Genomic DNA, 25,104 nt, shown 5'->3' with positions numbered 1-25,104 from the left:
CGGGCGGTCTTGCGCGGCGTTGGACAATAGAGGGTGGCCCGGAAGGACCGGTGGACCGCGAGCGCAGGAGGACACGCATGGCAGAGCCCGAGCGGACCGAGCGGAGGCTGCGGCCCGCGCCGCTGCTCTTCGAGCCCTCGGAGGCTGCCGCGGACCCGGAGCACTTCTTCGATCTCGAGTCCATCGACGACCCCCAGGAGCTGCTGGTCCGCGCGACGGAGCTGGCGCTGGCGTTCCGGGCCGCCCAGGACCGGGCCATGGAGTTCCAGGCGGTGGCCGCGGCCCAGCTGGCGGACCCCCGCCGGTTCGACCGGCTCTCGGCGGCTTCCATCGCGGAACGGGTCGAGTGGACCGAGGACTACGCCCGCAAGATGATCGAGTTCGGCGAGGACCTGCTCAAGGGCCACCCGGACGACTGATCGGCGCCGCGCGCCCGCTGCGCTCACGGCACCCACCGCCCCCACCGCGTCCCACCCATCCGGCGGCATCCCGGGCACCTGGCATATGCGGCGCGCAACATACCCCACCCCGGGTCGGCGTGTGGCCATTTCCGGTAACTCCGTGAAACCGGTTGCGCACGCGCGGTACTCCTGGATCCATGACGACGACGCTCACCCCGAACAGCGGCTGTCCCGCCCTCGAGTCCGCGCGGGTCGCGCAGACCACGCAGGTCACCCCGGAGGGTGCGGCCTGGCTCGCCTCCGCGTCGGCGTACCCGCAGAGCACCCTCTCGCTGTGGCGGCAGCGGCCCTCCGCACCCGCCGTGCTGCCGTGCGGGACGGCGTTCGACATCGTCAACGTCCCCGCCGTGTTCGGACGGCGGCTGCTGGACCTGCTGTGGGGCGAGGGGCCCGGCTCCGGGCCGGTGGCCGTGCACCGGGGCCGGATGCTGCTCTTCGCCGCGCCGGGGACCGCCCAGCGGCTCCCCGCCCTGCTGGACTGGGAAGAGTGGGGGGACTCCGTCCCCGCGCCGATCTGCCACGGGCGCGGCGATGCCGTGACCGTCCCGGCCCTGGTCCCGCCGACGGGCCCGTCGCGCTGGCTGGTCGCCCCGGACACCCGCAGCCCGTGGCTGCCCGGGCCCGAGGCCCTGCTCTGGGCCTGCGTCCGGGCCGCGCGGGCCACGTCCACCGCTTCCGCCGCCGACCTGCGGGTATCGATTTTTCCTTCGGCGGATCGGGATGCTAATGTCTACGACGTCAGCAGGCGCCGCTAGCTCAGTTGGTTAGAGCAGCTGACTCTTAATCAGCGGGTCCGGGGTTCGAGTCCCTGGCGGCGCACCGACGGAAGAAGCCCCTCGCAGCAGCGAGGGGCTTCTTCGTTGTCCGATCCGGTCCGGTCCGGTTTGATCCAGTCGGATCCGGTCGGGTCCGGTCGGGTCCGGCGGCCGCTCAGGTGGTGATCTTCACCGTGTAGGCCCCCGAGGGGGTCCGGTCGGCCACCTCGATCGTGATCCGCTCCCCCGGGACCGTGTACGTCTCCCCCACCTCCAGCGGGGCGTCCGCCAGCGGCGGGTACACCGACCGGTCCCAGCACGCCTCCGACTCCGGGTGCCCGTCGAGCACCTCGATCGGGCCGCCGCCGGAAGGCGCCTCGTTCCGGACCCGGTAGACGAGCACGCCCTCGGTGCAGGTGTCCCCGTCGTTGCCGGCCGACCCCCGTGCCTCCACGGCGATCGCGCTGCCCGGCCCGGTACGGATCACCGCCAGCCGGGTACCACCGCTGCCGCCGCGCGGCACCTCCTCGCCCAGCGGCTCCAGGGTGTGCCGGGAGGAACCGCTCTGCACGCAGTCCACCTGGCCCGTGCCGAGCCAGCCCAGCTTCCACTTGTGCCAGGCGAACAGGTCCGGGGCCATGCCGAACTGGCTGCCCATGACGTCCCAGTCGCCGACGTAGGTGTCCCAGTCGCCCTTGCCGTCCGTCGGACGGTGGTAGAGGTCCGGCAGGTCGAAGACGTGGCCGGTCTCGTGCGCGAGCACGTTCCGGTCCGGCGGGTGCTGTTCGAACACCGTCACGATCCGCCGGAGGTCGGCGCCGTCCGCGCGGATCGGCCGGTCGAAGTTGACGACCTTGGTGGCGTCGGAGTCCACGCCCGGGGCGTCCGGATCGGCGACGAAGTAGACGATGTCGTAGGCGGAGAAGTCGACGGCCCGGTCGGCGGCGGCGACCGCGTCCCGCAGGTAGGACGCCCTGTCGTCCGGGTCCCAGTCACGCTGTATGCGGTACTCGGTGGACGGCTTCGGCATCCGGATCCACTCCTTCCCCGGATGCGCGGCCAGCCGGAACCTGCCGTACGAGGCCCGCTCGAAGAACTCGCCGGTGGCCGGGAAGTAGTCGGCGGTCAGCTCCTTCGGGGTGGTCTTCGGTACGGCGTCCGGGAAGGACAGGAAGACCATGACCGCGTCGAGGGTGCGTTCCGGCTTGGGGTAGGCCCGGTTCCAGGTGTCCAGGCCCACCGAATGGTGCGCCGCCGTACGGGTGAGCGCACACGGGCCGGCGCCGGTGTCGGCGACCGCGGGTCCCGCGACGAGAGACGTGGCGGCGAGCGCCGTCATCGAAGTGAGGGCCGCCGCCGCACTGCGCATACGACGGTCCACTCCCCCGGGTGTCTGCTGTCGCGGCACGTCGACCTCCGGTGGGTGGGATTCGATCCATCCCAACCACCTTGCGGCGATTGTCCTACTTATGTCCTGTTCCGCTGCCCCACCTGAGTGAGCGACAGCGGCGGATCCTCTCGCACACACCCGAACTGGAGATTACGAAGCGTCACGACCGATCACGCGCGCGCCCTCTGTGTTCAGAGCCGCGCAGAAACGATCGGGCGGTGCGCGGGCACCCCCGGCCGACCCGCCGTCAGGAGGGCGTCAAGACGCCGATGCGCCCCGCCCGGGACGGCGACGCCGCTGGATAGGGCCTCCCGGCTGGCTCTATGATCGGCACACTTTCCTGCGCGGACATCACGAGCACTGCGGGAGCGAACGGTGGGCGGAACCTCAGAGGGAACCGGTTCGGCGGCCGACAGCATCCGACCGGCCACTACGGAGCGTGAACTGCGCGACTACCGGGCGGCCTTCAACGCGGCCCATCTCCCGATGGCGGTCGTCGACCGGAACGGCTTCGTCGTCGCCGCGAACGAGGCCTTCGGCGGACTGCTCGGCACGGAGCCGCACGAGCTGGTCGAGCAGTCCGCGGCCGACCTCGTCGACCTGGCCGCCGAGGCCCGGACCTGGCAGGCCTACCGGGAGGTGCTGCGCGGACGGCAGGCCAGACTGCGCTGCACCCGCCGGCTCAAACACCCCGACGGGCACACCCTGTGGACCGAGGTGACCCTCGGGCCGGTGCCCGGCACCCGGGACGTCCTGCTGTCCGTCGCGGACATCAGCGACCGGCGCGATCTGCAGGCCCGGCTCCGGCACCTGCAGATGCACGACCCGGTCACCCGGCTGCCCAACCGGGCACTGTTCTTCGAACGGCTGTCCGCCGCCCTGGAGGCGTCCTCGTACGAGCACGGCGGCACCGGCCGGATCGGGCTGTGCTACCTGGACCTCGACGGGTTCAAGGCGGTCAACGACACCCTGGGCCACCGGGTCGGGGACCGGCTGCTGACGGCGGTGGCGGCCCGGCTCACCCAGTGCGCCGACCAGTCCGGGTACGGGCGCACCGGCGGGCACCTGGTGGCCCGGCTCGGCGGCGACGAGTTCGCGCTGCTGGTCGAGGACTCCACCGGAACCGAGGAACTGGCCGACCTGGCCCGGTCCGTGCTGGCCGCCGTACAGGAGCCGTTCGACCTGGCCGGGCAGCGGCTGTCGGTGTCGGCGTCGATCGGCGTGGTGGAACGGGCCGCGGCCGGCACCTCGGCCACCGGGCTGATGCAGGCCGCCGACACGACGCTGTACTGGGCGAAGGCGGACGGCAAGGCCCGCTGGACGCTCTTCGACCCGGAGCGCAACGCGCACCGGATGACGAGGCAGGCGCTCAGCTCCACACTCCGTCCTGCCGTGGAACGGGGCGAGTTCGCGCTGGAGTACCAGCCGCTGGTGGACCTGGAGAGCGGGGCCGTACGGGGCGTGGAGGCCCTGGTGCGGTGGAATCATCCGCAGTTCGGATCGCTGGCGCCGAATCGGTTCATCGGAATTGCGGAAGAGGACGGCTCGATCGTCCAGTTGGGGCAGTGGGTGCTGCGGACCGCGTGCCGGCAGGCCAGGCGCTGGCAGATCGAGCACCCCAGTGATTCCCCGGTGTTCGTGTCGGTGAACGTGGCGGTCCGGCAGGTGTGGGACTCGGACCTGGTGGGCGACGTGGCGGAGATCCTCGCGGAGACCGGGCTGGCCCCGCAGCTGCTCCAGCTGGAGCTCACCGAGTCTGCGGTGATGGGTTCGGCGGGCCGGCCGCTGCAGGCCCTGCAGGCCCTGAGCGACATGGGCGTCCGGATCGCCATCGACGACTTCGGCACCGGCTACTCCAACCTCGCCTACCTCAGCCGGCTGCCGGTCTCGGTGCTGAAGCTGGACGGCTCCTTCGTCCGTGGCTTCCGCTACGAGGAGGGGACCCACCCCAATCCGGCCGACGAGACCATCGTCGAGGCGATGGTCCAGCTCGCCCACCGGCTGGGGCTGACGGTGACCGCCGAGTGCGTGGAGACGGCCGGCCAGGCGGCCCGGCTCCGCCGGGTCGGCTGCGACACCGGCCAGGGCTGGCTGTACTCGCGGGCGGTCGCCCCGGAGCTCATCGCGGAGATGATCAGCGGGCGCTCCGGGGGTGGTGCGGGCGGGAACGGCGGCACGGGCGGCGCCGGCAGCACGGGCAGTGCCGGCGGTACGGGCGCCACCGGCGGGACCTGACGCGGCAGAGCCGCCCCTGCCCTGGGGTGGGCGGGGGCGGCTCCTTCTCCGCTCGGCGCGAGGTGGGGGGATCAGCAGGCGCCGAGGTCCTTCCAGACACCCCATTCACCGGTCGTGCCCGGCTCTTCGTTCTGCGTCCACCACTGGGCCTTCCACTTGCGGCCCTTGTGGGAGACCTCGCTGCCGCCGGTGTAGACGGTGCCCGCCGTGTAGGCCGGGACGGAGCCGCAGCCGGTGGTCGGCGGGGTCGTCGGCGGCGTGGTGGGCGGGGTGGTCGGCGGCGTGGTGGGAGGCGTGGTCGGAGGCGTGGTCGGCGGGACGGTGGTGCCGCCGAGCGCGTCGTTGATCTGGTTCAGCAGGGTGGCGTTGTTGTCCAGGCCGAGGAGGGAGTACATCATCGCGCCGGCGAGGCCGCGCTGCTTGCCGTAGGCGACCCGCTCCTGGATGGACTTCTGGTTCAGGCCGGTGAAGAACTCGCCGTCCTTGTAGAAGTACGAGGACTTCGAGGCCTCGTCCCAGAAGGTGGTCGCCGGGTTGTCGACGATCCCGCCGAGCTCCTTGTAGTGCGCGATGCCGGCCTGCTGGCTGAGCGGACGGGCGCCGGAACCGCCGGTGGCGGGCTGGGCGAGGCCGTTGGTGGTGCCCGCGGGGACGCCCTTCCAGCCGCGGTAGTAGAACTCGTAGCCCAGGGTCAGCTTGCCGGCGGGGAAGCCGCCCGTGATGCCGTAGGCCGGGTTGCCGTCGATCCAGGAGTCGATGGCGTTGTCGATGCTGTACTTCTCGGTGCCCGGTGCGATCGGGTCGGTCGGGTCGGCCGCGGACGGGTACAGCGGTGACTGGTGGTACGTCGGCCCGTCGCCGTCCCAGGCGCCGTGCATGTCGTACGTCATGATGTTCGCGTAGTCCAAGTACTGGCCGATCTTGTCGGTCTCGATGTACTTGATCTTGTCCTGGCCAGCCGGCAGAGCTGCCGTCAGCAGGTACTTCTTGCCGCCGTTGGCCGCGCCCTCGGCGTCGAGCTGCTTGCGGAACTCCTGCAGCAGCAGGGTGAAGTTCTGCTTGTCCTCGGGGCCGTAGCGGTTGCCCAGGTGGCCGCCGGAGGAGCCCGGGTACTCCCAGTCGATGTCGATGCCGTCGAAGATGCCCGCGGCGGTGCCGGGGCCGCCGAAGCCGCCCTCCACCGGGAGGTCGCCCTTGATGTACTGCTTGATGCAGGAGGCGACGAACTTCTTTCGGGAGGCGTCGGTCTTGGCCGCGTCGTGGAAGTACTTGGAGTACGTCCACCCGCCGATCGAGATGTTGATCTTCAAGTGGGGGTACTTCGCCTTCAGCTCCTTGAACTGGTTGAAGACGCCCACGATCGGCTGGTCCCACTTGTCGGCGACACCGTCCACGCTGTCGGCCGCGCTGAAGGACTTCTGGTAGTCGGCGTAGCTGTCGCCCGCGCCGTCACCGGCGTTCGGGTTGTTGTCGTCGCCGGCCGCCTTGTTGGCCTCGAAACAGGTGAGTTCGGTGGGGTGGATGTTGCCGAACGAGTAGTTGATGACGTCCAGCTTGCTCGCGATGCCCCGGGTGTCGAGGTGCTTGGGATAGAAGGCGTTCCCGTACACGCTCCACTGGTCGTAGTAGGCGATCCGGACACCGCCGGCGGCGGCGGTCGAGGTGTCCGCGGCCTGTGCGGTGCCGAGGCCCGCGAAACCGGCCAGCGCTCCGGCGGCGAGCGCGGCCGTGGCGGCGGCCGCGACGAGGGGTTTACGGATGTGCATGAACAGCCTCCGGAGGTGGGAGGGGAGGACGTGGGGAGGATGTGACAGCCCGGGTGGGAGAAGTGATAGCGATCACCGGATGACCGCGTCAATGGTTTGAGCCAAAGAAGGACTAGACCATTCGCGGCGCAATTTCCCAGGTAGAAGGGCTGGAGACGCCTCGGAGACCGCCTGCCACCCCCGGTGACAAGCGGTTTAAGACTCCCTTGAGGAAGCCCGGCGCAAGGTTTCGGCAACAAACCAGCCGAACTCCGTTCATCCCCCGTCAGCCTCCGTCAGGCTCCGGAAACCTCCAGTCCGGTCATCCCGTACGCATCTGCGACGAGCTCGTACGAGCGCAACCGGGCAGCCCCGCCGTGCACGTTGGCGGTCAGCATCAGCTCGTCCGCGCCGGTGCGGGCCACCAGTGCGTCCAGCCCGGCCCGCACCCGGTCCGGGGTTCCGTGCACCACGTTCGCGAGCCAGTCGTCGATGAACTCCCGCTCCGCCGGGGAGAAGGCGTACCCGGCGGCCTCCTGCGGGGTCGGGACCAGTCCGGGCCGTCCGGTGCGCAGCCGCAGCATCGCCAGCGCGCCGGTGAGCACCTGGGCGCGGGCCTGCTCCTCGTCCTCGGCGGCCAGTACGGAGACGCCGATCAGGGCGTAAGGGGCGGCCAGGACGGCGGAGGGGCGGAAGCTCTCCCGGTAGAGCCGGAGCGCGGGCAGGGTGCCGGCCGCCGAGAAGTGGTGGGCGTAGGCGAAGGGCAGGCCGAGCTCGCCGGCCAGCCGGGCGCTGAAGCCGGAGGAGCCGAGCAGCCAGACCGGGGGGCGGGCCGTGGCTCCCTGGACCGGCCCGGGGACGGCGTGCACGCGGGCGTAGGGGTGCCCGTCGGGGAAGTCGTCGTCGAGGAACCGGGTCAGTTCGGCGAGCCGGCGCGGGAACTCGGCGGCCTCGGCGTCGGGGCGGCCGGTGCCGCGCAGCGCGGCGGCGGTCCGGCCGTCGGTGCCGGGCGCGCGGCCCAGTCCGAGGTCGATCCGGCCCGGCGCGAGGGCCTCCAGGGTGCCGAACTGCTCGGCGACGGCGAGCGGGGCGTGGTTGGGCAGCATCACCCCGCCCGAGCCGAGCCGGATCCGGGAGGTGTGGGCGGCGAGGTGGGCCAGGATGACCGCCGGGGAGGAGCTGGCCACACCAGGGAGGGAGTGGTGCTCGGCGACCCAGTGCCGGTGGTAGCCGCGGGACTCGGCGAGCCGGGCCAGCTCCACACTGGTCCGCAGGGCCCGGTGGGCGGTGCTGCCGCTGCCCACGGTCACCAGGTCGAGCACGGAGAGCGGGACCGGGGCCGTACCGCGGGCTGTGCCGTGGATGCCGTGGATGCCGTCCCGTGCGCCGCCCTCCGGGGCACCGCCGTGGATCCCGTCCCGCCTGTCACCCATCGTCGCTCCCGTCACAACATCTACCGTCCGGTACGGCGTACGGAGATCTCGAACCGGGGGTGGGCGCCGGGCATTCCCGGCGAGTCGGGGCACCGCCCTTGACCTTGGCATATGCCAGCGGAGTAGATCCAGGCCGAAGGGCGTGATCGAGTCATCAATCTCATCAACAGGCGCTCCACGTGGGCCTCTTGATGGCTATCGTGGTAGGGCAAGCGGTAACAACCTGCTAGGGGGAAACCGTGGCGCTGAAGCCCGAGCCGACCGCGCCGTTCCACTCGGTGCAGTACGCCCTGCGCGTGCTGGAAACGATCGGACGGCACCCTGGTGGCGTGACCGATACGCAGATCGCCCGTGAGACGGGCCTGCCGGCCGTCCACCTCGCCCCCATGCTGCTCATGCTGCGCCGCGAGGGATACGTGCTCCAGGTTTCGGACGGCGCCTATGCGATAGGCGACTCGCTGGTGCTGCTCGGCTCCGGCACCGACCGGCAGCAGGCCCTCCAGAACAAGCTGCAGGACACCCTGGACCGGCTGCGCGATTCGGTCGGCGCCGCCGTCTACATCAGCCGTTACGTGGACGGCGAGGTCAGGATCACGCAGTTCGCGGACAGTCCCCGCACCCCGAAGGTGCACGAGTGGGTCGACTTCCGCTCCGCCGCGCACGCGAGCGCGGTCGGCAAGTGCCTGCTGACGCAGCTCGACGTGAACGGGCGGCGCGACCACCTGTCCCGGCACCGGATCGCCCGGCTGACCTCCAAGACGATCACGAGCGAGCGGGTGCTCTTCTCCAAGCTGGACAGCCAGCCCGCCACCGTCCCCGTGCTGGACCTCCAGGAGTACGCGGTGGGCACGGTCTGCGCGGCGGTGCCGATCACGGCCGGGGCCTCGGTGGGCTGCCTGGCGCTGTCCATGCCCGTGGAGCACGCGCACCGGCTGCGGGCCGCGGCGGACGCGCTGAACCGGAAGGCCGCTCCCCTGCTGCTGTCGCTGACGCTCTGAGTCGCGGTCCGCGGCCGGTCCGCCGCCGGTCCGTGCCGCCCCGGCCCGCGCTCGGGCAGGCCGGGGAAGGCCCCGGCGAGGCTCCCGGAAGGGCTTCGGAGAGGCCCCGCAAAGCACTCAGGGCGGTCCCCGGTGAACCGGAAACCGCCCTGAGATCAGGTGCGCCGCCAGGGACTCGAACCCCGGACCCGCTGATTAAGAGTCAGCTGCTCTAACCAACTGAGCTAGCGGCGCCTGCTGACAGAGAAAATACTACCTGGTCCCAAGGGGTGCTCGTGACCAGCGCCCGTTCACCCCGTGGCTACCCGGCGGGAACGCCGGAAGGCCCGGCGTCCGGTGGTGGCGCGGGAGGGCGGAGGGCGATCCGGACGGCCCAGAGGACGGAGACCAGCGGGACGGCGACGACCGCGCCGACCACGCCGGCGGCGGTGGCGCCGGCCAGCACCGAGACCGCCACCACCAGGGGGTGGAGGCGCACCGCCCAGCTCATCACCAGCGGGTGCAGGAGATGCCCCTCGATCTGGCCGATGATCACGATCAGGGCGAGGACGACGGCGGCCGTCCACGGGCCGTTCGCCGCGAGGGCGACCACCGTCGCCACGGCCAGGGCCACCGGCGACCCCACCAGGGGCACGAAGGCTGCGAAGAACTCCAGCAGGGCCAGCGGCACCGCCAGCGGGACCCCGAGCAGGTAGAGGGCCACGCCGACCAGGATCGCGTTCGTGGCGGCGACCAGGACGATGCCGTGGGTGTACCCGGTGAAGGTGCGCCACGCGGCCCGCCCGGCCGTGTCCCAGCGGGGGCGGGCCCCCACCGGGAGCTGTGCGCAGAACCAGGCCCAGTGGCGGTGCCCGGCGTGGATGAAGAACACGGCGGAGAACAGCGCCAGCGCGAGCACGGCCAGGACGTGCGCCAGCGTGCCGGCCCCGCTGAGGGCCGTGCTCAGCAGCGTCGACCGGTGGGTGGAGACGTACTCCCCGATGCGGGACTGGAGACCGGTGAGGGCGTCCTCGTCCAGGTGGAACGGCGGCCTCGCCAGCCAGTCCTCGATCCGGTCGAGGCCCACCCGGAACTCCCGGACCAGGGTGGTGCTCTCGCCCGCCACCGCCTCACCGACCAGGGCCAGCACACCGAGCACCAGCGCGATGCTGCCGAGCAGCACGATCGCGACGGCCGCCCCGCGCGGCACCCCGCCGCGCACCACGATGTCGGCGGCCGGCCGCAGCATCGCCGTGATCACGAGTCCGAGGAAGAGGCCGACGCCGATCTCGTGGAAGCGGCCGAGCACGGCGAAGACGGCGTAGACGGCGGCACCGACGACGAGCAGCCGCCACGCGTGGGCCGCGGCCGAGCGGAGCAGCGGTGAGACGTGCGGTCGCATGCCCTTCCCCGTACCACCGGGGGTGGCCCGTGCCACGGCCCGGGCGGAGGATTGCTCCGACCGGGGGCCCGGACGCCCCGGTCAGACGGGGTCGTCCGTACGGGCCAGGACCAGGACGCCCGCGGCCACCAGGGCCACCCCTGCCAGCTGCGGCACCAGCCACCACCCTCCGCGTACCTGCTCCTCGTACAGCAGCACTCCCAGGAGCAGGCCGGTGCAGGCGTCGCCCAGGGTGAGGGCCGGCTGCGAGGCGACCAGCGGGCCGCCCTGCATGGCGTTCCCGAAGAGCAGCAGGGCCGAGATGCCCGTCACGACCATGCCGTACGTCGGCCAGCCGGTCAGGAACGCCTCCCACCCGCCCTCGTCGAAGTCGTGCACCGCCGATTTCATGAGCGCGGCCGTCAGCGCGTAGCAGAGGGCGGTGGCCAGGCCGAGGCAGACAGCCCGGATCCGGCCCGGCGGGCGGCGCAGTCCGGCCGCGGTCAGGGCCAGCACGGCACCGCCGCCCGCCACCAGCGTCGGGATCCAGCGGTCCAGCGGTACGTCCGTTCGGTTCCCGGTGGGCGAGAGCGCCGCCAGTGCCACGCCGAGCCCGCCCACCACTCCGGCGACGGCCGCCCACTGCGCGCCGGGCAGCGGCCTCCGGGCGAACAGCGAGGCGATCAGCAGGGCCAGCGGCAGTTCCAGCACGAACAACGGCTGTACGAGGGCCAGGGCGCCCGTCGCGAGGGCCGCTGCCTGGCCCGCGCCGGCGGCGATCACCGCCAGGATGCCGAACAGCCAGACCGGCTGCCGGACCAGGTCCAGGAACAGCCCGGGACGGAAGCCCGAGCTCTGCGGCACGGTCAGCGCGGCCCGCCGCTGCAGCACGGTGGCCAGCGCGTTGCTGCACGCGGCGAACAGCGCGAAGACGACCGGCACGACGAACCCCATGCGCCGATCCTGACCGCCCCGGGCCCGCCCGGCACCCCGGCGCGGCCCGCCCGTGGCGTCCGGCGGCGGCTACCGGGACAGCAGGTCGGCCCGTCCCTGGGCCTCGTACCGGGCGAGGAGCGCTTCGAGGTCGGGGGCGGTCAGGGGGCGGTAGGCGGCCCCGCCGTGCGGGCGGTGCCAGACCACGTCGGGGGCGACGGCGGTGGCGGGGGTGCCGGAGGTGGCGGGGGTGCCCTCCGGCGTGGGCCGGGGGAGGAAGGCGGCCCGGCGGAGGGCGACCCGGTGGACCTTGTTGGTGGCGGTGACCGGCATGGCGGGGACCACCCGGACGTACCGGGGTGTCATTTTCGTGCCGAGGTCGGGCTGCGCGGCCAGGAAGGCGGCGAAGGCGGCCGGGTCGAAGACGGCGCCGGGACGGAGCGCGAGCGCCGCCATCACCTGGTCACCGGCGACCTCGTCCGGGACCGCGTACACGGCCACTGCGGCGGCGTCCGGCCAGCGGGCGAGGATGTTCTCGATCATCGCGGCGGCCAGGTTCTCGCTGTCGACGCGGAGCCGGTCGTCGGTCCGCCCGGCGAAGTAGAGGTGGCCGTCGGCATCGCGGAAGAACAGGTCCCCGGTCCAGTACCAGCCGTTCCTGGTGCGGGCGGCCTCCGCGTCCGGGTTGCGCCAGTAGCCCTCGAACATGCTGCGGCCGCGGTTGACCAGTTCACCTATGGCCTCGTCCCCGTTGAGCAGCCGGCCCGCCGTGTCCAGCCGGGCCGGGGGGCATTCCCGGCCGGTGGCCGGGTCGACCACCGCGAGGTCGTCGCCGGGTGCGGCCCGCCCGAGGGCGCCGGGCGGGGTGCCGGGGCCGCGCTGGACGGAGGCGCCGCCCTCGGTGGCGCCGTATCCCTCGACGAGCCGGACCCCGAAGCGCGTCGCGAACCGGGCCGCGTCCACCGCGCCCGCCTCGGTGCCGAAGCCGAGGCGGAGCGGGTTGTCGTGGTCGTCGGGCCGGGGCGGGGTGGCGAGCAGGTACTGGACGGCCCGGCCGACGTAGGTGAAGTAGGTCGCCCCGTAGGCCCGTACGTCGTCCAGGAAGGCGGAGGCGGAGAAGCGGCGGCGGAGCGCCACCGAGGCACCGGCCGCGAGGGCGGGCAGCCAGTCCGCGATCACGGCGTTGCCGTGGAACATCGGCATGCAGACGTAGTGGACGTCGTCCGGGGTGACGGAGAAGTGCCGGGCGAGGGAGTGCCCGGCGGCGGCGAGCCGGCCCTGGGAGCAGACGGCCGCCTTGGGCGCGCCGGTGGAGCCGGAGGTGAAGTAGAGCAGGAGGCGATCGGCGGGCTCGGGCCGCCGTGCGGCCAGGTCCTGCGGGGTCGCGCCGGCGTAGGGGGCGAGGAGGCCGGCGTACTCCTCGCCGTCCGTGACCAGGACGCGTACGCCGGGCAGGTCGAGGCCGGCGAGCAGCGGCAGGTGGGCCCGTTCGGTGACGAGCAGGGCGCACTCGGTGTGCAGGATGTCGCGGGCGAGCTCGGCGCCGCGCCGGGTGGGGTTGATGCCGGCGACGGCGGCCCCGGCGAGGGCCGCCGCGCCGAGCCAGAACGGGAACTCGGGGGTGTTGTCGAGCAGCACGCCGACGTGCGGTTCGGCCTTCCGCGGCAGCAGGTCGGTGAGCAGTGCGGCACGGACGGCTGCCTCGCGGGCGGTCCGGTGGTGGCTGAGGACGGTGGTGCCGTACCTCAGCCCCGGCCGGTGGTCGCCCCACTGGCGTGCGATGAGCTCCGCGACGGTCGCGGGCGCTGACGCAGGTACGGCGTCCGCGCTTCCCCTGGCGCCGTCGATCCCCTTGGTCCCCATGCGCGGACCATAATTGACGGATCGTCAGAACTGAACGTCGGAGCAGGCGTAGAAGGCCATCGGGGTGTCGTGGACGGTCCAGACGGCGAGGATCATGTGCCGGCCGGACTTGCCGCCGGGCAGGTTGCCCTGGTGGGTGAAGGTCATGGGCGGGCGGGCGCCGTTGTAGGCCACGGTGAGGAAGGGCTGGGACTCCAGGGCGGACCGGGTGAGCGGCCTGGTCGGGTCCCAGCCGTCCTTGGTGACGAAGTACTTGAAGTCGGTCGTGGCGTGGTTGGCGGTGAACTGCCAGCGGAAGGTGTGCGGGGCCCCGCTGGTCAGCTTGGTCGCGGGCCAGGCGCCTCCGCGCGGGTTGTCGAGTTCGGCGAAGCGGGCGTTGCCGCCGGCGCAGATGGTGCCGTCGGAGGGGCCGAGGGCCGGGAAGCCCTTGAACCCCTCGACGCTCTGCGGTTCCCACTGGATCTCTCCGCAGTCGCCGACCGTCCTGTTCGCGCACAGTTTCTGTCGGCTGATCGGGCTGTCGGTGTATCCGTGGCCGCTCGCTCCGGGAGCGGCGAGGAGGGTGACCCCGGCTATGACGCCGAGGCCGAGCGCGGCGGCGCCGGCCCGTGCGGCGGTACGGGTATTGCGCATGGATGCTCCTTGAGCGTGGGGGGAGTCCGGTGAGCGTGCGCACGCGGGGGATCCGCGATCCGTGGGTGGGCGGATCACGGATCGACCGATCGACCCATCGATGGATCGATGGATCGATGGATCGATGGATCGTTCGAGGCGTAGGTCTAGACCAAGTCACAGATTATTTCCGGAAGTTGGCCATGTCCAGACCAATCGGCCGACCGATCCCCGCCACGGGGGCGGGGGCCGGCCGGCCGATCGGAAGGCCGTGCTCTTCTGCTGCGGTTACTCGGGGCGGCCGGTGTAGAAGGCCACGGTGAGGTCCTTCACCAGCGCCTTGCGTTCGTAGTCGTCGAGCTCGACGAGCCCGCGCGAGGTGAGCCGGTTGACGGTGTCGTCGACCGCGTCCACGACCGAAGTCAGCACGCTGTCCCGGTGTTTGGCATCGATCGCGGCCACCCGGCGGCGGCGCATGGCGGCGGCGACCTCGGGGGCGTACTCGATCCGGGTCGGCTGCGCGGAGAACACCTCGATCCCGACCGCCTCGGTCTCGGCCGCCAGCATCCGGGTGAGCGCCTCGCCGACCGCCTCCGCGTCGCGCAGGGTCGGGGCGTCCTCGTGGAAGGCGTCGGCGGGCAGCTGGGACAGCACCCGGGCCAGGGCGGATTCCACCTGCTCGGCGAGGTAGGAGGTGTGGTCGGCCACGGCGAGGGTGGCGCGGGCGGTGTCCCGTACCTGCCACACCACCTGGACGACGACCTGGAGGGCCAGCCCGCCCGCGTCGACGGCGGGCAGCGGGTCGCTGCGCCAGTGCCGCAGGCGTACGTCGACCCTGCGGCGCAGGAGCAGCGGGCTGATCCAGATCAGGCCGGTGCGCCGCACGGTGCCGCGGTAGCGGCCGAACAGGGTCAGCACCCAGGCGTGGCCGGCCTTGCCCCGGCCGAGACCGCCGAGGGCGAGCAGGGCCACGATGCCCAGGAGGGCGAGCGGGGGCCAGTGGTGCGCCTGCAGCCCGTGGTACGGGCGGGGGGCCGCGCCGAACGCGGCCACCAGGGAGCCGGGGAGGGCACCGGCCCGCCAGAGCGCGGCGACGCACCCGGCGAGTGACAGCGCGCCGACGGTCGCGGCGGCCCAGCCGGGCAGCGCGGGGCCGCGACGCTCACACAGCCGGTCGTCCCCGCCCGGCACCCGGCGCACCACCGGCCCGCGCGGGCGCTGCGGGGCCGGCAGCGGACGCGACCGCGCGTCGAAGCGCGGGGCGGGGACGGCGGCGGAGGCGGGGGCCGGGGCGGGCGCGAGTGCAGGCTCGGGAACGGGTGCGGGCTCGGGTGCGCGCTCGGGTGCGGGTACGGCGACCGGGTCCCGGAAGAGCAGGTGCACCGGGATCTCGGTGGGGGCGACGGGCCGGATCGCCCCGACCCGCGGCGGGTCGTGGGCGTCACCCCCGGCCATGCCCCGGGCGAGCGCGTCGGCGACGATCACCTCCACGCCGGGGCCGGGAATCCGCACCTCGGCCCTGCGGTCCGCTGTCTCCCCTTCCGCCACTTCGTCCGTCGCGGTCGGGTTCGGGGCGCTTACAGGCGATTCCGCTTGGGCCGCGGACGCGTGCACGGCGACGACCGGCTGCGTCGCAGCCACGGTCGTCTCGGCGGCTCCCTCCGTTTCCGCCGCCGCCCCGGCGCAGGACCGACCCGCCTCGGCCGGTCGCGGCACCTCCGCTGCTGCCGGTGCCGGTGCCGGCGTTGATGCCGGCACCGACACCGGTTCGGGTGCCTGCACCAGTTGCGTCCCGGCCTCGCCCTGCTCCGCCCGGACCAGCCAGGGCGGCAGCTGGAGCCGCGCTGCCGCGGCCTCCTCGGCGACCGCCCCGACCGGGACGGGCCCGCCGGTCGCGACGCACTCCGCCTCGCGGACGACCGCCGGAGCCGACCGGGGCGCGCCGGACTCCGCCTCACCGGGGCCCGGCGCGCCGTCCCCGGCCGCGATCGGGCAGGGGGCCGGGGGCGGGGCGGCGGCCTCGATCCGGCCCGTGGCCTCCGGGGCCGGGGCCACGGCGGCCGGTACCGGGCTCGGGGCGGCCGGGGACCGCTCCGGAGCGGGAGCGGGAGCGGCTGCGGGCAGGGGCATGGTGCCCGTCGTGGACGTGGTGCGCGTGGGGAACATCGTTTCCTCCGTCATGCGAACAGCCGTCGCCAGGTTTCCGGCCCCGGGTAGCCGTCGGCCTCGGCGCCCCGCCAGCCCTGCGCGCGCTGGAACGCCTCGACGGCTCGCCGGTCCGCCTCCGACCAGCGGGGTCCAGGGCCCGACCGGTAGTACTTGCCGAAGCCCTTCAGGGCCAGCCGCCGGCCCAGCGCCTCGATCGCCGGGTGGGTCTGCCCCGGCCTGAACACCCCGGCGCCGGGGAAGGGCGGCACCTTCACCGGCTTGACCGGCCGGGTGCCGCTGCCGGTGCCGGCGCCGGTCCCGGCAGCCGGGGGCGCCGTCGGCTTCGCCGGCTTTGGCGGCTTCGCCGGCTTCGGCGGCGTACCGCCCGCCACCGTCGGGACGATGTCCATGCCGTACCCGTCGACCAGCAGCTTCCACGTGTCCGGTCCCGGGATCCCGTCCGCCTCGGCGTCCGTCCACCCCTGGGCCTGCTGGAACGCCTGGGTGGCGAGCCGGTCCGCGTCCGTCCAGCGGGTCGACGGCCCGTTCGGGTAGAAGCGCATTCCGCCGCGGTCGATCAGCATCCGCCCGAGCCGGGCGACGTGCTCGTTGTCCGCTCCCGGGCCGAACTTCGACGTGCCGGGGTAATCGGTCGACGCGATCGGCTTCACCGGCGGTTTCGCGGGCGGCCCGCCCGGGTTCGCGTCGTCCGGACTGATGCCGCCCGTGACCCCGTTGAAGCGGTACGGGATGTACTTCGCAGCGTTGTTCCAGTACCCGTACGGCGTCGCCAGCCTCCGCGTGCCCGGCTTGGTCTGCTCGTACGCGATGTAGTGCGTCCGCGTCTCGTCCACCCAGCCGCCGAAGAGCACGACGTGCGATCCCTTGTTCGGGTTCGACGGGTTGTGGAACAGCATCATGTCGCCCGGCAGGAGATCGTTCCTGGAGATCCTGGTCGCGAACTTGTCCAGGCTCCCCGTCCACTCGTTCGTCCCGAGGTTCCAGGCCATCGAGACGTAGCCGGAGCAGTCCTGCCGGTACCCGTCCGACCAGTACTTCTCCATGCTGTACGGGACCTGCGCGTCCAGCCACAGCTTCGCCCGGTTGATGATCGCCGCCCGCTCGATGCGCCGGACCGTCGGCACCTTCGCCGGCGTGGTCCTCGGCGGTCGCGCCGACACCCCCGACGGGCCGTGCAGCGGACCGCTCTGCCCTTGCGGGGTGCCGGGGTCCTCGGCGACGGGGCCGCCCGGTGGCACCGGCTCCGTCGCCGCCGCCGAGGTGACACCGCCGCCGCCCAGCACCACCCCGGCGGCCGTCGCCAGCACCAGCGCGCGCCTGGCACCGTGCGCCCCGGGGTGCCCGCCGTCCCGGAGCGGTACGGTGCGCCCGGCGGCCATGGCCCGGCGCCGCTGGACGCATCCCCGGCACGGGCAGTCGCCTGCAGGCTCGTACTCCTCGAAGACCGGCTCCCGGATCACCGGCATCTCTGTCGTCGGCGGCTGCGCCTGCGTCTGCGTCGTCATGCGGTTCCGTCCACTCCTCACCCAGCCCGGAGAAACCTGGCGCATCGTCAGATGCGACGCGACCAAGAGATATAGTGCACGGAAAAGGGCCGGAATATGGGTTAATCGGACAAGCCGGGCGTGGCTGGTCACGCGCACCGCGAAACGTGGGGTAGAGTTTTCTCTGTCAGCAGGCGCCGCTAGCTCAGTTGGTTAGAGCAGCTGACTCTTAATCAGCGGGTCCGGGGTTCGAGTCCCTGGCGGCGCACCGACGGAAGAAGCCCCTCGCAGCAGCGAGGGGCTTCTTCGTTGTCTCCCGCGTTCCCCCTGCCGGTCAGGACCGCGCGGTCCCGGTCAGGTACGCCGACACCACCACGTTCGCCGTGTACTCCTCGGCCGCCTTGTCGTATGTCCCGCCGCAGGTCACCAGCCGGAGCTCGGCCCGTCCCGGCACCTTCGGCCCGTACGCCTTGTGCGCGTCGAAGGACCGGCGCTCGTAGACCTGGACGTCCTCGACGGTGAACTCGGCGACCGTGCCGTCCGTACGGGCGACCCGGACCTTGTCCCCCGGCTTCGCCGTGCTCAGCCCGTAGAACACCGCCGGCTTCGACGCGGTGTCCACGTGCCCCACCAGCAGGGCGGCCCCCGCCTCTCCCGGCCGGGTGCCGCCGCCCCACCAGCCGACCGTTCCGGGGCGGTCGAAGGGGGGCGGCTCGATCGCCCCGTCACCGTCCAGGCCCCGCGGGATCAGCGGGGCGCGGATGCCCATCGAGGGAACGTCGACCCGCTTCGGGAGGGCGGGACCCAGCGGGGCGTGCGCGGCGGGCAGGCCGGCCGGGGCCATCGCCCCGGCCTGGCCCGCTCCGCCGCCGGGCCGCACGTCGGTGATCTCGCGTCCCCACAGCCACAGGCCCAGCACCAGGACCGTCCAGGCGGCGACGGTCAGCACCCGGCCCCCGCCGGAGGACCTCGGCTCGGTCACTCCCCGCTGCGGCGGCGCCGCAGCTTCAGCGCCCGGCCCGCCACGGCGAGGGTCGCGGCGGCCGCCAGGAACGCGCCGATCAGGGTGTGCGGCAGGCCCGGGCCCTGCGGCGCCGGGTGCTTCTTCGCCGCGGCGAGGTTCTCGGCGGCGGGGTTCCCGGCGGGCTTTCCGGCGGCAGGGAGCTGCTCTGCGCCGGGAAGCTTCCCGGCCATGCCGCCGCCGCCCGCGTGGACCGGCCAGCGGGGGGTGTGGTGGGCGTACGGCGGCCGGTCGTGGTCGGGCTTGCCGTGGTCCGGCTTGTCGTGGTCCGGCTTGTCGTGGCCGCCGCCGCGGTGCGGCACCACCTGGATCGAGCCGGTCGCCCTGCCCGCCCCGCCCTCGCAGTGCGCCTCGATGGTGTGCCAGCCCGGCTTGGCGTGCGAGCTGATCATGGCCTCGCCGAAGAGCTCGCCGCCGTAGACGCTGCGGCCACCGTGACCGCCCCGGCCGTGCAGCGGGACGGGCGAGACGAAGACCGGCGACTTCGCGACCCCCTTCCCGCCGTCGCAGCCCAGGACGCGCAGCTCGACCTGCGCCCCCGGCTCGGCCGTGGTCGGGGTGGCCCAGACCGTGCCCCGGTTCCCCTCCTCGGCCAGGGCGGCGGGCCCGGCGAACACGGAGACGGCGGTCAGGGCGGCGGCCGCGCCGGTGGCACGGAGAGCGAGCAGAGCAGTGCGCATCGTGAACCTCCTCGTGCAAGGAGGTTCACTCGCGGAACACGCCGCCGCATCCGGGACGCGGCAGACGGGTCAGCCGGATCAGCCGATCAGACCAGGTCCACCAGATCCGCGATGGAGTCCACGGTCTTGGTCGGCCGGTACGGGAACTTCTCTGTGTCCTCGACCGTGGTGAGCCCGGTGAGCACCAGGAAGGTCTGCATGCCCGCCTCGAGGCCGGCCAGCACGTCGGTGTCCATCCGGTCGCCGATCATCGCGCTGGTCTCGGAGTGCGCCCCGATCGCGTTGAGGCCCGTACGCATCATCAGCGGGTTGGGCTTGCCGGCGAAGTACGGCTTCTTGCCGGTCGCCTTGGTGATCAGCGCGGCCACGGCTCCGGTGGCGGGCAGCGGGCCCTCGGTGGACGGGCCGGTCTCGTCGGGGTTGGTGCAGATGAAGCGGGCGCCGGCGTTGATCAGGCGGACGGCCTTGGTCATCGCCTCGAAGGAGTACGTCCGGGTCTCCCCCAGGACGACGTAATCGGGCTCGTGATCGGTGAGCACGTAACCGATGTCGTGCAGGGCGGTGGTCAGACCGGCCTCGCCGATCACATAGGCGGTGCCGCCGGGGCGCTGGTCGTCCAGGAACTTGGCGGTGGCCAGGGCCGAGGTCCAGATGTTCTCGACGGGCACGTCCAGCCCCATGCGCTGGAGGCGGGCGTGCAGGTCGCGCGGGGTGTAGATGGAGTTGTTGGTCAGGACGAGGAAGGGCTTGCCGGACTCGCGCAGCCGCTTGATGAAGGCATCGGCGCCGGGGATGGGAGTGCCCTCGTGGATGAGGACCCCGTCCATGTCGGTGAGCCAGGATTCGATCGGCTTGCGCTCTCCCACGGACTTCTCTCCGCTCTGGCCTCGCCGGCCATTGACCTGTGGTCTGTACCACCACCCTATCGGTGGAGCGTGACGGCGTGTGGCGGCGTCCGGTGCCCGGACGTGGCCTCAGCGTGAACGTTCCAGGACGATCACCTCGAAACCGGCACAGACGACGAGCTCGCCGCCGGGGCCGAAGGCCACTGCTCTGGGCGGGACGGGCAGCGCAATGCGGTGCAGCAGCCGTCCGGTGGTGAGCTCCCTCACCCATACGCCCCCGGTCCCCGCGATGGCAAGCGCATCGACGCCGCCGAAGACTCCGCAGGCGATGTCGGAGGCCCAGGACGGGCCGTCGGACATGGCGTGCAGCGGACGGCCGGTCCGTGCGTCCCAGCAGACCGTCCTTCCCGACACCGCGGCGATGACCAGGTGGCGGTAGCCATCGGAGCCGCAGGCCACCGCGCCGACCGGGCCATCCACGGGGAACTCCCGGAGCCGTTCCCTCCGGGCCAGGTCCCACAGGTGGACCGCGTTCGGGGCAAGAAGCCGATGCGCCACTGCGGCAACAGGCACGCCGTCCCACACCGCGGTGGCGACCTTCCCTCCGAACCTCAAGCCCGTACCGATGCTGCCCTGATATCGACCCGATGCCACGTCCCACAGCGCACACTCGTCGGTGTGCGCTTGCTCGGAGTAGGCGCCGGTCACGGCGAGGAGCCGACCGTCAACCACGGCACACGCTACAAGCGCCCCCTGGATCGGTGAGAAGCGCGCCTGCCGGGTGCGCGTGGCGAGGTTCCAGACCACCACCGAGGCGTCCTCGGAGGCTGAGAGGACCACCGGTGTTCCGTCGACCGTGGCGCAAGCAACGGAGGTGACAGTGCCGTGGTGGCCCCGCAACAGGACGAGTTCCCTGCCCGAGGCAAGCTCCCACACCCGGACCGTGTGGTCGACGCTGCCCGTGACGGCCACCGGTTCACCCTCGATGACGGCACAGGAGACGGACACGGCGGAGCCCATGTGGGCTTTGCGCGGCCCGGGCTCGTCCAAGGCCTCGAGATCCCACAGTCGGACGGTGCCGTCCTCGCTGCCCGTCGCAACGTGCGCCACCCCGTCGATCGTGAGGGTGGCCATGGAGACGATGCTGGCCGTGTGACCGTTGAGCAGCCCGAGCGACCGGCAACCGACCGGGTCCCATACTCCCACCGTGCCGTTCCAGCAGCCGACCAAGATGACTGCGCTGCCTCCCAGTTCGGCGAGAGCCAGAGTACGGAAATGGGTGAGTGCGAGCGTCCGCTCCGTCAACCGTTCGCCGGCTTCGATGTCCCACAGTTCGAAGCCGACGAAGTCGCCGACCACAAAAAGCACTCGGCCGCCGATGTCGGCTGCGGCCACCGGCGGAGCCACCCCTTCCAGCAGCCCCTCGACCCGTACCTCTGCCATGTCACCCGTGGCCGGCATCCAGCGGAAGACCCCATCCGTGACAACGAGGACGGCCGTCTCTTCCCCGGTCCCCGCGCACACCATGGCCAAGCGACTGCTCGCCGGCAGCCGCCCGTGTTCCATGAACTGCCGGACCTCTCCGGTCAGCAGGTCCCGGGCCCAGACGGGCCCTCCGCGCTCACAGCCGACCACGACCGGTCGGCCCACCAGCCTGGTGCACGCCAGGCCACGAACCCTGGTGGCCACCTGAAACCGGATCCGCTCGGCAGCGGCGGCCAGGTCCCAGACGCGCACCATGTCGTCGGAATCGGCGGTCACCACAAGGGTTGTACCGTCCGCCTCCGTGCCGGTAATGGCCCTGAGTGGGCCGTGGTGTCCCTCGAGTGTCGCCAGCAGCAGCCGGTCCCTTGGTTCCCATACCGAGACTGTGCCTTCGTTGCCTGCCGTGAGCAGCACATCCCGCCCGTCCCACCGCACGGAGGCCAGCAGCCCCGGATTGACTTCATGCCCGGAGACGAGCACGCCTCGGAAATGCGGGCTGGCCTGGCTCCCAGTAGCCCAGCGCACACCCCACCCGAGCCTCGCCGACAGCGCGGCCCGGTGTCCCTCCAGGCCGTACCGGGCGGCATCCACCGCCAGAACCTGTGCACGGTCGGCGGTTGATGCGCCTCGGTGCAGGTGTGCTGACGTCCGGTACATCGCGCGGACGGGACCCGGCGGCATGGCCGCCAGCAAGGCGTCCGGGTCCGCGTGGACGAGGAACCAGGCGTCCTCCACGAGCCGTTCCAGATCGCCCGAGGCATCGGCGTGACCCGTCAGGTGAGCGAGGAGATACGGGTGGGCGCGGGCCCAGTCCGGGTCGCCCTGGGAACGGGACGGGACCGAGGCGAGCAGGGCTGCCGTCATACGGCGCTGGTCCTCGCGGGCGCGGCGGGGGTCGCGGAGATGGTCTGCCAGAGCCTCGTGATAGAGGCGGAAGACCGAGCGGCCCTCGTTCAGTGGGACTTCGAGGATGTACGCACCCGCATTGCGCAGCAGCCAGTCCACGTCGTCGTCGGTACACGGGACGCCGGACAGGGCCGTGACCAGAGGGGCCCACAGGGAGTCCCAAGGAAGACCGGTGCCTTCGGCGTAGGCGAGGGGGCGGAGGAGGCGCCGAACCTTGGGCTCGTCGTCACCGTAGCGGGCGAGGTAGGCATCGAAGGCCTGGCCGACTTCCGAAGGGAGGTCCGCCTCCCAGCCGGGGCGGTCGACGTCGACCGCCAGGTCACCGTGGACCAGCGCTCGTACGGTCATCCGCGCGACCAGGAACGAGCGGCCCGCCCTGCCTGCGACCGCCCTTGCCAGCGCCTCGCGGTGCACTGGCTCCGGCAGCAGGCCGGCGGCGTACACCTCGATGTCCTCGCGGCCCGTGTACGCGTCCGTGTCCAGGTCGATGATCTCGACGGCCCGCCCCAGGTCAGCGATGCCGCTGCGGCGGGTGCCAATGATCAGGCGGAGGTGCGGGAGAGCTGACAGGGGGCGGAGTAATTCCCGTGCGATGCGCTGGGGTTCGCGGCCGCCGACGCCCGTGCCCGCTTCGTCCAGGGCATCGATGAGGACCGTTCGGATTTGGTCTCCGTCCGCCAGTGCGGCCAGCAGCTCCGGCGGGGAGTCCGCGTCCACCGCCAGGGCCGTCGCCAGGCGGGACGTGAGCTGTTCCAGGGTGGTGCCGTGGGCGTGGACGGCCACCGTGACGCAGCCGACCGGCGGGAGGAGGTGCGCCGGCGCTTCGGGGCGGTCCTCTCGGGTCAGGGCCAGCAGCCGGCCCAGGACCGCCGACTTGCCCGAGCCCGGGTCGCCCGTCACGACCCGGGCGCGGGCGTCGTGGCGCGGTTCGCGGAGCCATCCCGTCAGGGTGGCCAGCGCCTGGCGGCGGCCGGTGAAGTGGTCGCCCTTCTCGCTCGCGTACTCCACTCCCCGGCCGCACGGGTCGAAGTGGGCCGTCCACTCGCGGGCCGATTCCACGTCCACGGGGTGTTCGGGAAGGCCCGGGCGGTGTTCCCGGTTGGGGAAGAACGGCGGCACGGCTTGGCCGGACGCGGCGTGGTAGGTGGCCCGCTGGTCGGGGCGGTGCTCCGCCAGGTGTGCGTTGATCCGGGCCGTGAGCGTGGCCACGTCCAGGTAGCGCGGCCGCATCCCGGCCGCGCCGTTCCGGACCGCCCGGTCCAAGCCGTCCACGAAGGCGTGGTCGTGGGCGATGCCCCGGGCGCGGGCCGATGCGAGCAGCCACAGGCCGTCCGCGTCCGGCGGGCGTACGTCCACGAGCTCTGCGGCCGCCTTGGTGATCCCGGCCGCGCCCAGTTCGGCGTAGCAGGTGTCGAGGATCAGGAGGGCGTGGCCGACGGGGGATCCGGCGAGCAGTTCGGCGAGCTCCGAGGTGCGGATCGTGCTCGTCTGCCGGTCCTGGCGGCTGGTGCGGCAGGTGAGCCGGTGGTGGGTCTCGCGCAGGCCGTGGCCGGCGTAGTAGACGGTCAGGACGTCCGTCTCGGTGCGCGCCGGGTCCTGGAGCCAGTCCTCCAGGCCGGCCAGGACCTGGCCTGCGTCCGGTGCGTCGCGGAGCTCGGGGAGGATCGGCCGGTAGCCGAGTCCGGAGAGGAGCTCTCCGACGCGGTGCAGGTCGTCCGGCACGCCCGGCAGGTCGGGCAGGTACGGGTCGGCCGGATAGGTGCCCGAGCCGAAGGCGAAGAGGTGGCGGGTGAGGCCGTCGGCCGTGCCGCCGGTCACGCCAGGAGCCCCGCCGCGATCGCCGTGCCCGTCTCCGCCGCCGTCAGGTACGCCGCCATGCTGTGCATCTGCGCGCCGTTGTCGACGGTGCCGTCCTGGACGCCGGGGCCGAAACGGGGTGCGAGTTCGCGGACGAGGGCGACGACGTCTCCCTCGTCGGCCAGGTTGTGCCAGGTCTTCACGGGGCCCGGCCACGTGCCCCGGCCGCCCTCCGGCGGCGGCTGGAGGCGGTCGAAGACCAGGTTGCCCAGTCCCAGCGGGGAGCCGAGGGTGACCAGGGTCAGTGGCTGCCACTGCGGGTGCGTGCACAGGGTCTCGTAGGCGACGACCGAGCCGAGCGAGTGGGCGACGACCACCCTCGTGTCCGGGGTGATGCGTTCGGCGACCCGGTCGCGGGCGGCCTGCCGGAGCTCCGGCTCGGAGAAGTAGCGGCGGACCTGCTTGAGGTCGGAGATCAGCAGCCGGTCGGAGACCGCGCCGAAGAACCGGTTGCGGGTGAGGGCGTCCAGAGCGCGCCGGATCAGGGCGAGTCGGAGGGGGCGGCTCGCCAGGTGTCCGACGGCTCCCCTGCCCTCGGCGCCGGGAGGTGTCACGGCCGGGTCGAGGCGGGCCGCCTCCCGCCACCACTCCAGCAGCAGGTCGGTCTCGAAGCCGGGCTCGACGTCCTCGGCGGCGTAGTGGGGTTCGCCGCGGGTGCCGGACTGCCGGTAGAGGTCTCCGTAGCCGGCGCAGGCGATGTCGCCGTGGGTGACCGCGGGCAGGGACGGGTCGTGACGGCGGGCGAGTGCGGCCCCGCCGAGGAGGGCGGGGCCGACTTCGGCCAGGAGCGTCTCGGCGGTGCCGAGTTGGTGTCCCACTCCGTGCACGACCACGATCCGGCTCACGGCGGCAGCCCTCCCCTTGTGGTGACA

At 72.8% G+C, this 25,104-nt stretch carries 18 protein-coding genes and 3 tRNA genes; 6 read left to right on the top strand and 15 right to left on the bottom strand.

The window, feature by feature from the left end; translation table 11 throughout:
• Window positions 1-77 precede the first annotated feature (77 nt).
• The 3 genes from ACGFQ9_RS18935 (at window position 78) to ACGFQ9_RS18925 (ending at window position 1,280) form a co-directional block, all read left to right on the top strand.
• Window positions 78-419: a hypothetical protein gene (locus tag ACGFQ9_RS18935; protein WP_393574960.1), complete on the top strand. Its 342-nt coding sequence runs from the start codon at window positions 78-80 to the stop codon at window positions 417-419.
• A gap of 179 nt (window positions 420-598) precedes the next feature.
• Entirely contained in the window at window positions 599-1,216 is a 618-nt protein-coding gene (locus ACGFQ9_RS18930; RefSeq protein ID WP_393574958.1) for a bifunctional DNA primase/polymerase, read from the top strand.
• Window positions 1,207-1,280 (top strand) — tRNA-Lys (locus tag ACGFQ9_RS18925). The genes ACGFQ9_RS18930 and ACGFQ9_RS18925 overlap by 10 nt, the downstream gene beginning before the upstream one ends.
• Before the next feature lie 111 nt (window positions 1,281-1,391).
• Here the strand turns inward: ACGFQ9_RS18925 and ACGFQ9_RS18920 are convergent.
• Window positions 1,392-2,585, bottom strand: a complete 1,194-nt coding sequence (locus ACGFQ9_RS18920) for a M6 family metalloprotease domain-containing protein (RefSeq protein ID WP_393574956.1) — start codon at window positions 2,583-2,585, stop codon at window positions 1,392-1,394.
• A 396-nt stretch (window positions 2,586-2,981) separates the two neighbouring features.
• On the opposite strand from ACGFQ9_RS18920, the gene ACGFQ9_RS18915 reads away from it, so the two are divergent.
• Window positions 2,982-4,841, top strand: coding sequence for a putative bifunctional diguanylate cyclase/phosphodiesterase (locus ACGFQ9_RS18915; RefSeq protein WP_393574955.1), 1,860 nt, complete (start codon window positions 2,982-2,984; stop codon window positions 4,839-4,841).
• Window positions 4,842-4,912: 71 nt separating this feature from the next.
• Here ACGFQ9_RS18915 and ACGFQ9_RS18910 read toward each other — a convergent pair whose 3' ends face one another.
• Entirely contained in the window at window positions 4,913-6,607 is a 1,695-nt protein-coding gene (locus tag ACGFQ9_RS18910; RefSeq protein ID WP_393574953.1) for a glycosyl hydrolase family 18 protein, read from the bottom strand.
• Window positions 6,608-6,882: 275 nt separating this feature from the next.
• A complete protein-coding gene (locus tag ACGFQ9_RS18905; protein ID WP_393574951.1) occupies window positions 6,883-8,019 on the bottom strand; it encodes an LLM class flavin-dependent oxidoreductase in 1,137 nt (378 codons plus the stop codon).
• Window positions 8,020-8,258: 239 nt separating this feature from the next.
• On the opposite strand from ACGFQ9_RS18905, the gene ACGFQ9_RS18900 reads away from it, so the two are divergent.
• Window positions 8,259-9,017 (top strand): IclR family transcriptional regulator C-terminal domain-containing protein, encoded by a 759-nt coding sequence (locus tag ACGFQ9_RS18900; protein WP_365107182.1) that lies wholly within the window; start codon window positions 8,259-8,261, stop codon window positions 9,015-9,017.
• A 160-nt stretch (window positions 9,018-9,177) separates the two neighbouring features.
• Here ACGFQ9_RS18900 and ACGFQ9_RS18895 read toward each other — a convergent pair.
• From ACGFQ9_RS18895 to ACGFQ9_RS18865, 7 genes are all read right to left on the bottom strand, one after another.
• Window positions 9,178-9,251, bottom strand: a tRNA-Lys gene (locus ACGFQ9_RS18895).
• A 67-nt stretch (window positions 9,252-9,318) separates the two neighbouring features.
• Window positions 9,319-10,398 carry an AI-2E family transporter gene (locus tag ACGFQ9_RS18890; protein ID WP_393574950.1) on the bottom strand — a complete coding sequence of 360 codons (1,080 nt, stop codon included), beginning with the start codon at window positions 10,396-10,398 and terminating at the stop codon, window positions 9,319-9,321.
• An 81-nt stretch (window positions 10,399-10,479) separates the two neighbouring features.
• Complete coding sequence (locus tag ACGFQ9_RS18885; protein ID WP_393574948.1) at window positions 10,480-11,331, bottom strand: DMT family transporter; 852 nt, start codon at window positions 11,329-11,331, stop codon at window positions 10,480-10,482.
• A gap of 69 nt (window positions 11,332-11,400) precedes the next feature.
• The gene (locus ACGFQ9_RS18880) at window positions 11,401-13,173 is read right to left on the bottom strand and encodes an AMP-binding protein (RefSeq protein WP_393574947.1); all 1,773 of its coding nucleotides are present in this window, start codon (window positions 13,171-13,173) and stop codon (window positions 11,401-11,403) included.
• A 24-nt stretch (window positions 13,174-13,197) separates the two neighbouring features.
• Window positions 13,198-13,806, bottom strand: coding sequence for a lytic polysaccharide monooxygenase (locus ACGFQ9_RS18875; protein WP_393574945.1), 609 nt, complete (start codon window positions 13,804-13,806; stop codon window positions 13,198-13,200).
• Window positions 13,807-14,073: 267 nt separating this feature from the next.
• A complete protein-coding gene (locus tag ACGFQ9_RS18870) occupies window positions 14,074-15,951 on the bottom strand; it encodes an SPFH domain-containing protein (protein WP_393574944.1) in 1,878 nt (625 codons plus the stop codon).
• Between the two features lie 11 nt (window positions 15,952-15,962).
• Window positions 15,963-17,411 carry a peptidoglycan-binding protein gene (locus tag ACGFQ9_RS18865; RefSeq protein ID WP_393575367.1) on the bottom strand — a complete coding sequence of 483 codons (1,449 nt, stop codon included), beginning with the start codon at window positions 17,409-17,411 and terminating at the stop codon, window positions 15,963-15,965.
• 221 nt (window positions 17,412-17,632) lie between these two features.
• On the opposite strand from ACGFQ9_RS18865, the gene ACGFQ9_RS18860 reads away from it, so the two are divergent.
• Window positions 17,633-17,706 (top strand) — tRNA-Lys (locus tag ACGFQ9_RS18860).
• Between the two features lie 66 nt (window positions 17,707-17,772).
• Here ACGFQ9_RS18860 and ACGFQ9_RS18855 read toward each other — a convergent pair.
• The 5 genes from ACGFQ9_RS18855 to ACGFQ9_RS18835 form a co-directional block, all read right to left on the bottom strand.
• Window positions 17,773-18,420: a class F sortase gene (locus tag ACGFQ9_RS18855; protein ID WP_393574943.1), complete on the bottom strand. Its 648-nt coding sequence runs from the start codon at window positions 18,418-18,420 to the stop codon at window positions 17,773-17,775.
• Window positions 18,417-19,139, bottom strand: a complete 723-nt coding sequence (locus ACGFQ9_RS18850) for a hypothetical protein (RefSeq protein WP_393574942.1) — start codon at window positions 19,137-19,139, stop codon at window positions 18,417-18,419. The genes ACGFQ9_RS18855 and ACGFQ9_RS18850 overlap by 4 nt, the downstream gene beginning before the upstream one ends.
• 86 nt (window positions 19,140-19,225) lie before the next feature.
• Window positions 19,226-20,005 (bottom strand): HAD-IIA family hydrolase, encoded by a 780-nt coding sequence (locus ACGFQ9_RS18845; protein ID WP_393574941.1) that lies wholly within the window; start codon window positions 20,003-20,005, stop codon window positions 19,226-19,228.
• 108 nt (window positions 20,006-20,113) lie between these two features.
• A complete protein-coding gene (locus tag ACGFQ9_RS18840; protein ID WP_393574939.1) occupies window positions 20,114-24,193 on the bottom strand; it encodes a caspase family protein in 4,080 nt (1,359 codons plus the stop codon).
• Complete coding sequence (locus ACGFQ9_RS18835) at window positions 24,190-25,077, bottom strand: hypothetical protein (protein WP_393574937.1); 888 nt, start codon at window positions 25,075-25,077, stop codon at window positions 24,190-24,192. Before ACGFQ9_RS18835 ends, ACGFQ9_RS18840 begins: the two co-directional genes overlap by 4 nt.
• Window positions 25,078-25,104: the final 27 nt, after the last annotated feature.

The sequence above is a fragment of the Streptomyces sp. NPDC048603 genome, assembly GCF_043199475.1.
Classification (GTDB): Bacteria; Actinomycetota; Actinomycetes; order Streptomycetales; family Streptomycetaceae; genus Streptomyces.
The sequence above is the reverse complement of the archived record's forward strand: the minus strand, read 5'-3'. Positions and strand labels throughout refer to the sequence as shown.

Coding starts and splice junctions, on each gene's coding strand:
- ACGFQ9_RS18850 (WP_393574942.1), bottom strand. CDS start 19,139: ATGCGCACTGCTCTGCTCGCTCTCCGTGCCACCGGCGCGGCCGCCGCC.
- ACGFQ9_RS18930 (WP_393574958.1), top strand. CDS start 599: ATGACGACGACGCTCACCCCGAACAGCGGCTGTCCCGCCCTCGAGTCC.
- ACGFQ9_RS18905 (WP_393574951.1), bottom strand. CDS start 8,019: ATGGGTGACAGGCGGGACGGGATCCACGGCGGTGCCCCGGAGGGCGGC.
- ACGFQ9_RS18885 (WP_393574948.1), bottom strand. CDS start 11,331: ATGGGGTTCGTCGTGCCGGTCGTCTTCGCGCTGTTCGCCGCGTGCAGC.
- ACGFQ9_RS18935 (WP_393574960.1), top strand. CDS start 78: ATGGCAGAGCCCGAGCGGACCGAGCGGAGGCTGCGGCCCGCGCCGCTG.
- ACGFQ9_RS18910 (WP_393574953.1), bottom strand. CDS start 6,607: ATGCACATCCGTAAACCCCTCGTCGCGGCCGCCGCCACGGCCGCGCTC.
- ACGFQ9_RS18920 (WP_393574956.1), bottom strand. CDS start 2,585: ATGCGCAGTGCGGCGGCGGCCCTCACTTCGATGACGGCGCTCGCCGCC.
- ACGFQ9_RS18870 (WP_393574944.1), bottom strand. CDS start 15,951: ATGTTCCCCACGCGCACCACGTCCACGACGGGCACCATGCCCCTGCCC.
- ACGFQ9_RS18880 (WP_393574947.1), bottom strand. CDS start 13,173: ATGGGGACCAAGGGGATCGACGGCGCCAGGGGAAGCGCGGACGCCGTA.
- ACGFQ9_RS18890 (WP_393574950.1), bottom strand. CDS start 10,398: ATGCGACCGCACGTCTCACCGCTGCTCCGCTCGGCCGCGGCCCACGCG.
- ACGFQ9_RS18875 (WP_393574945.1), bottom strand. CDS start 13,806: ATGCGCAATACCCGTACCGCCGCACGGGCCGGCGCCGCCGCGCTCGGC.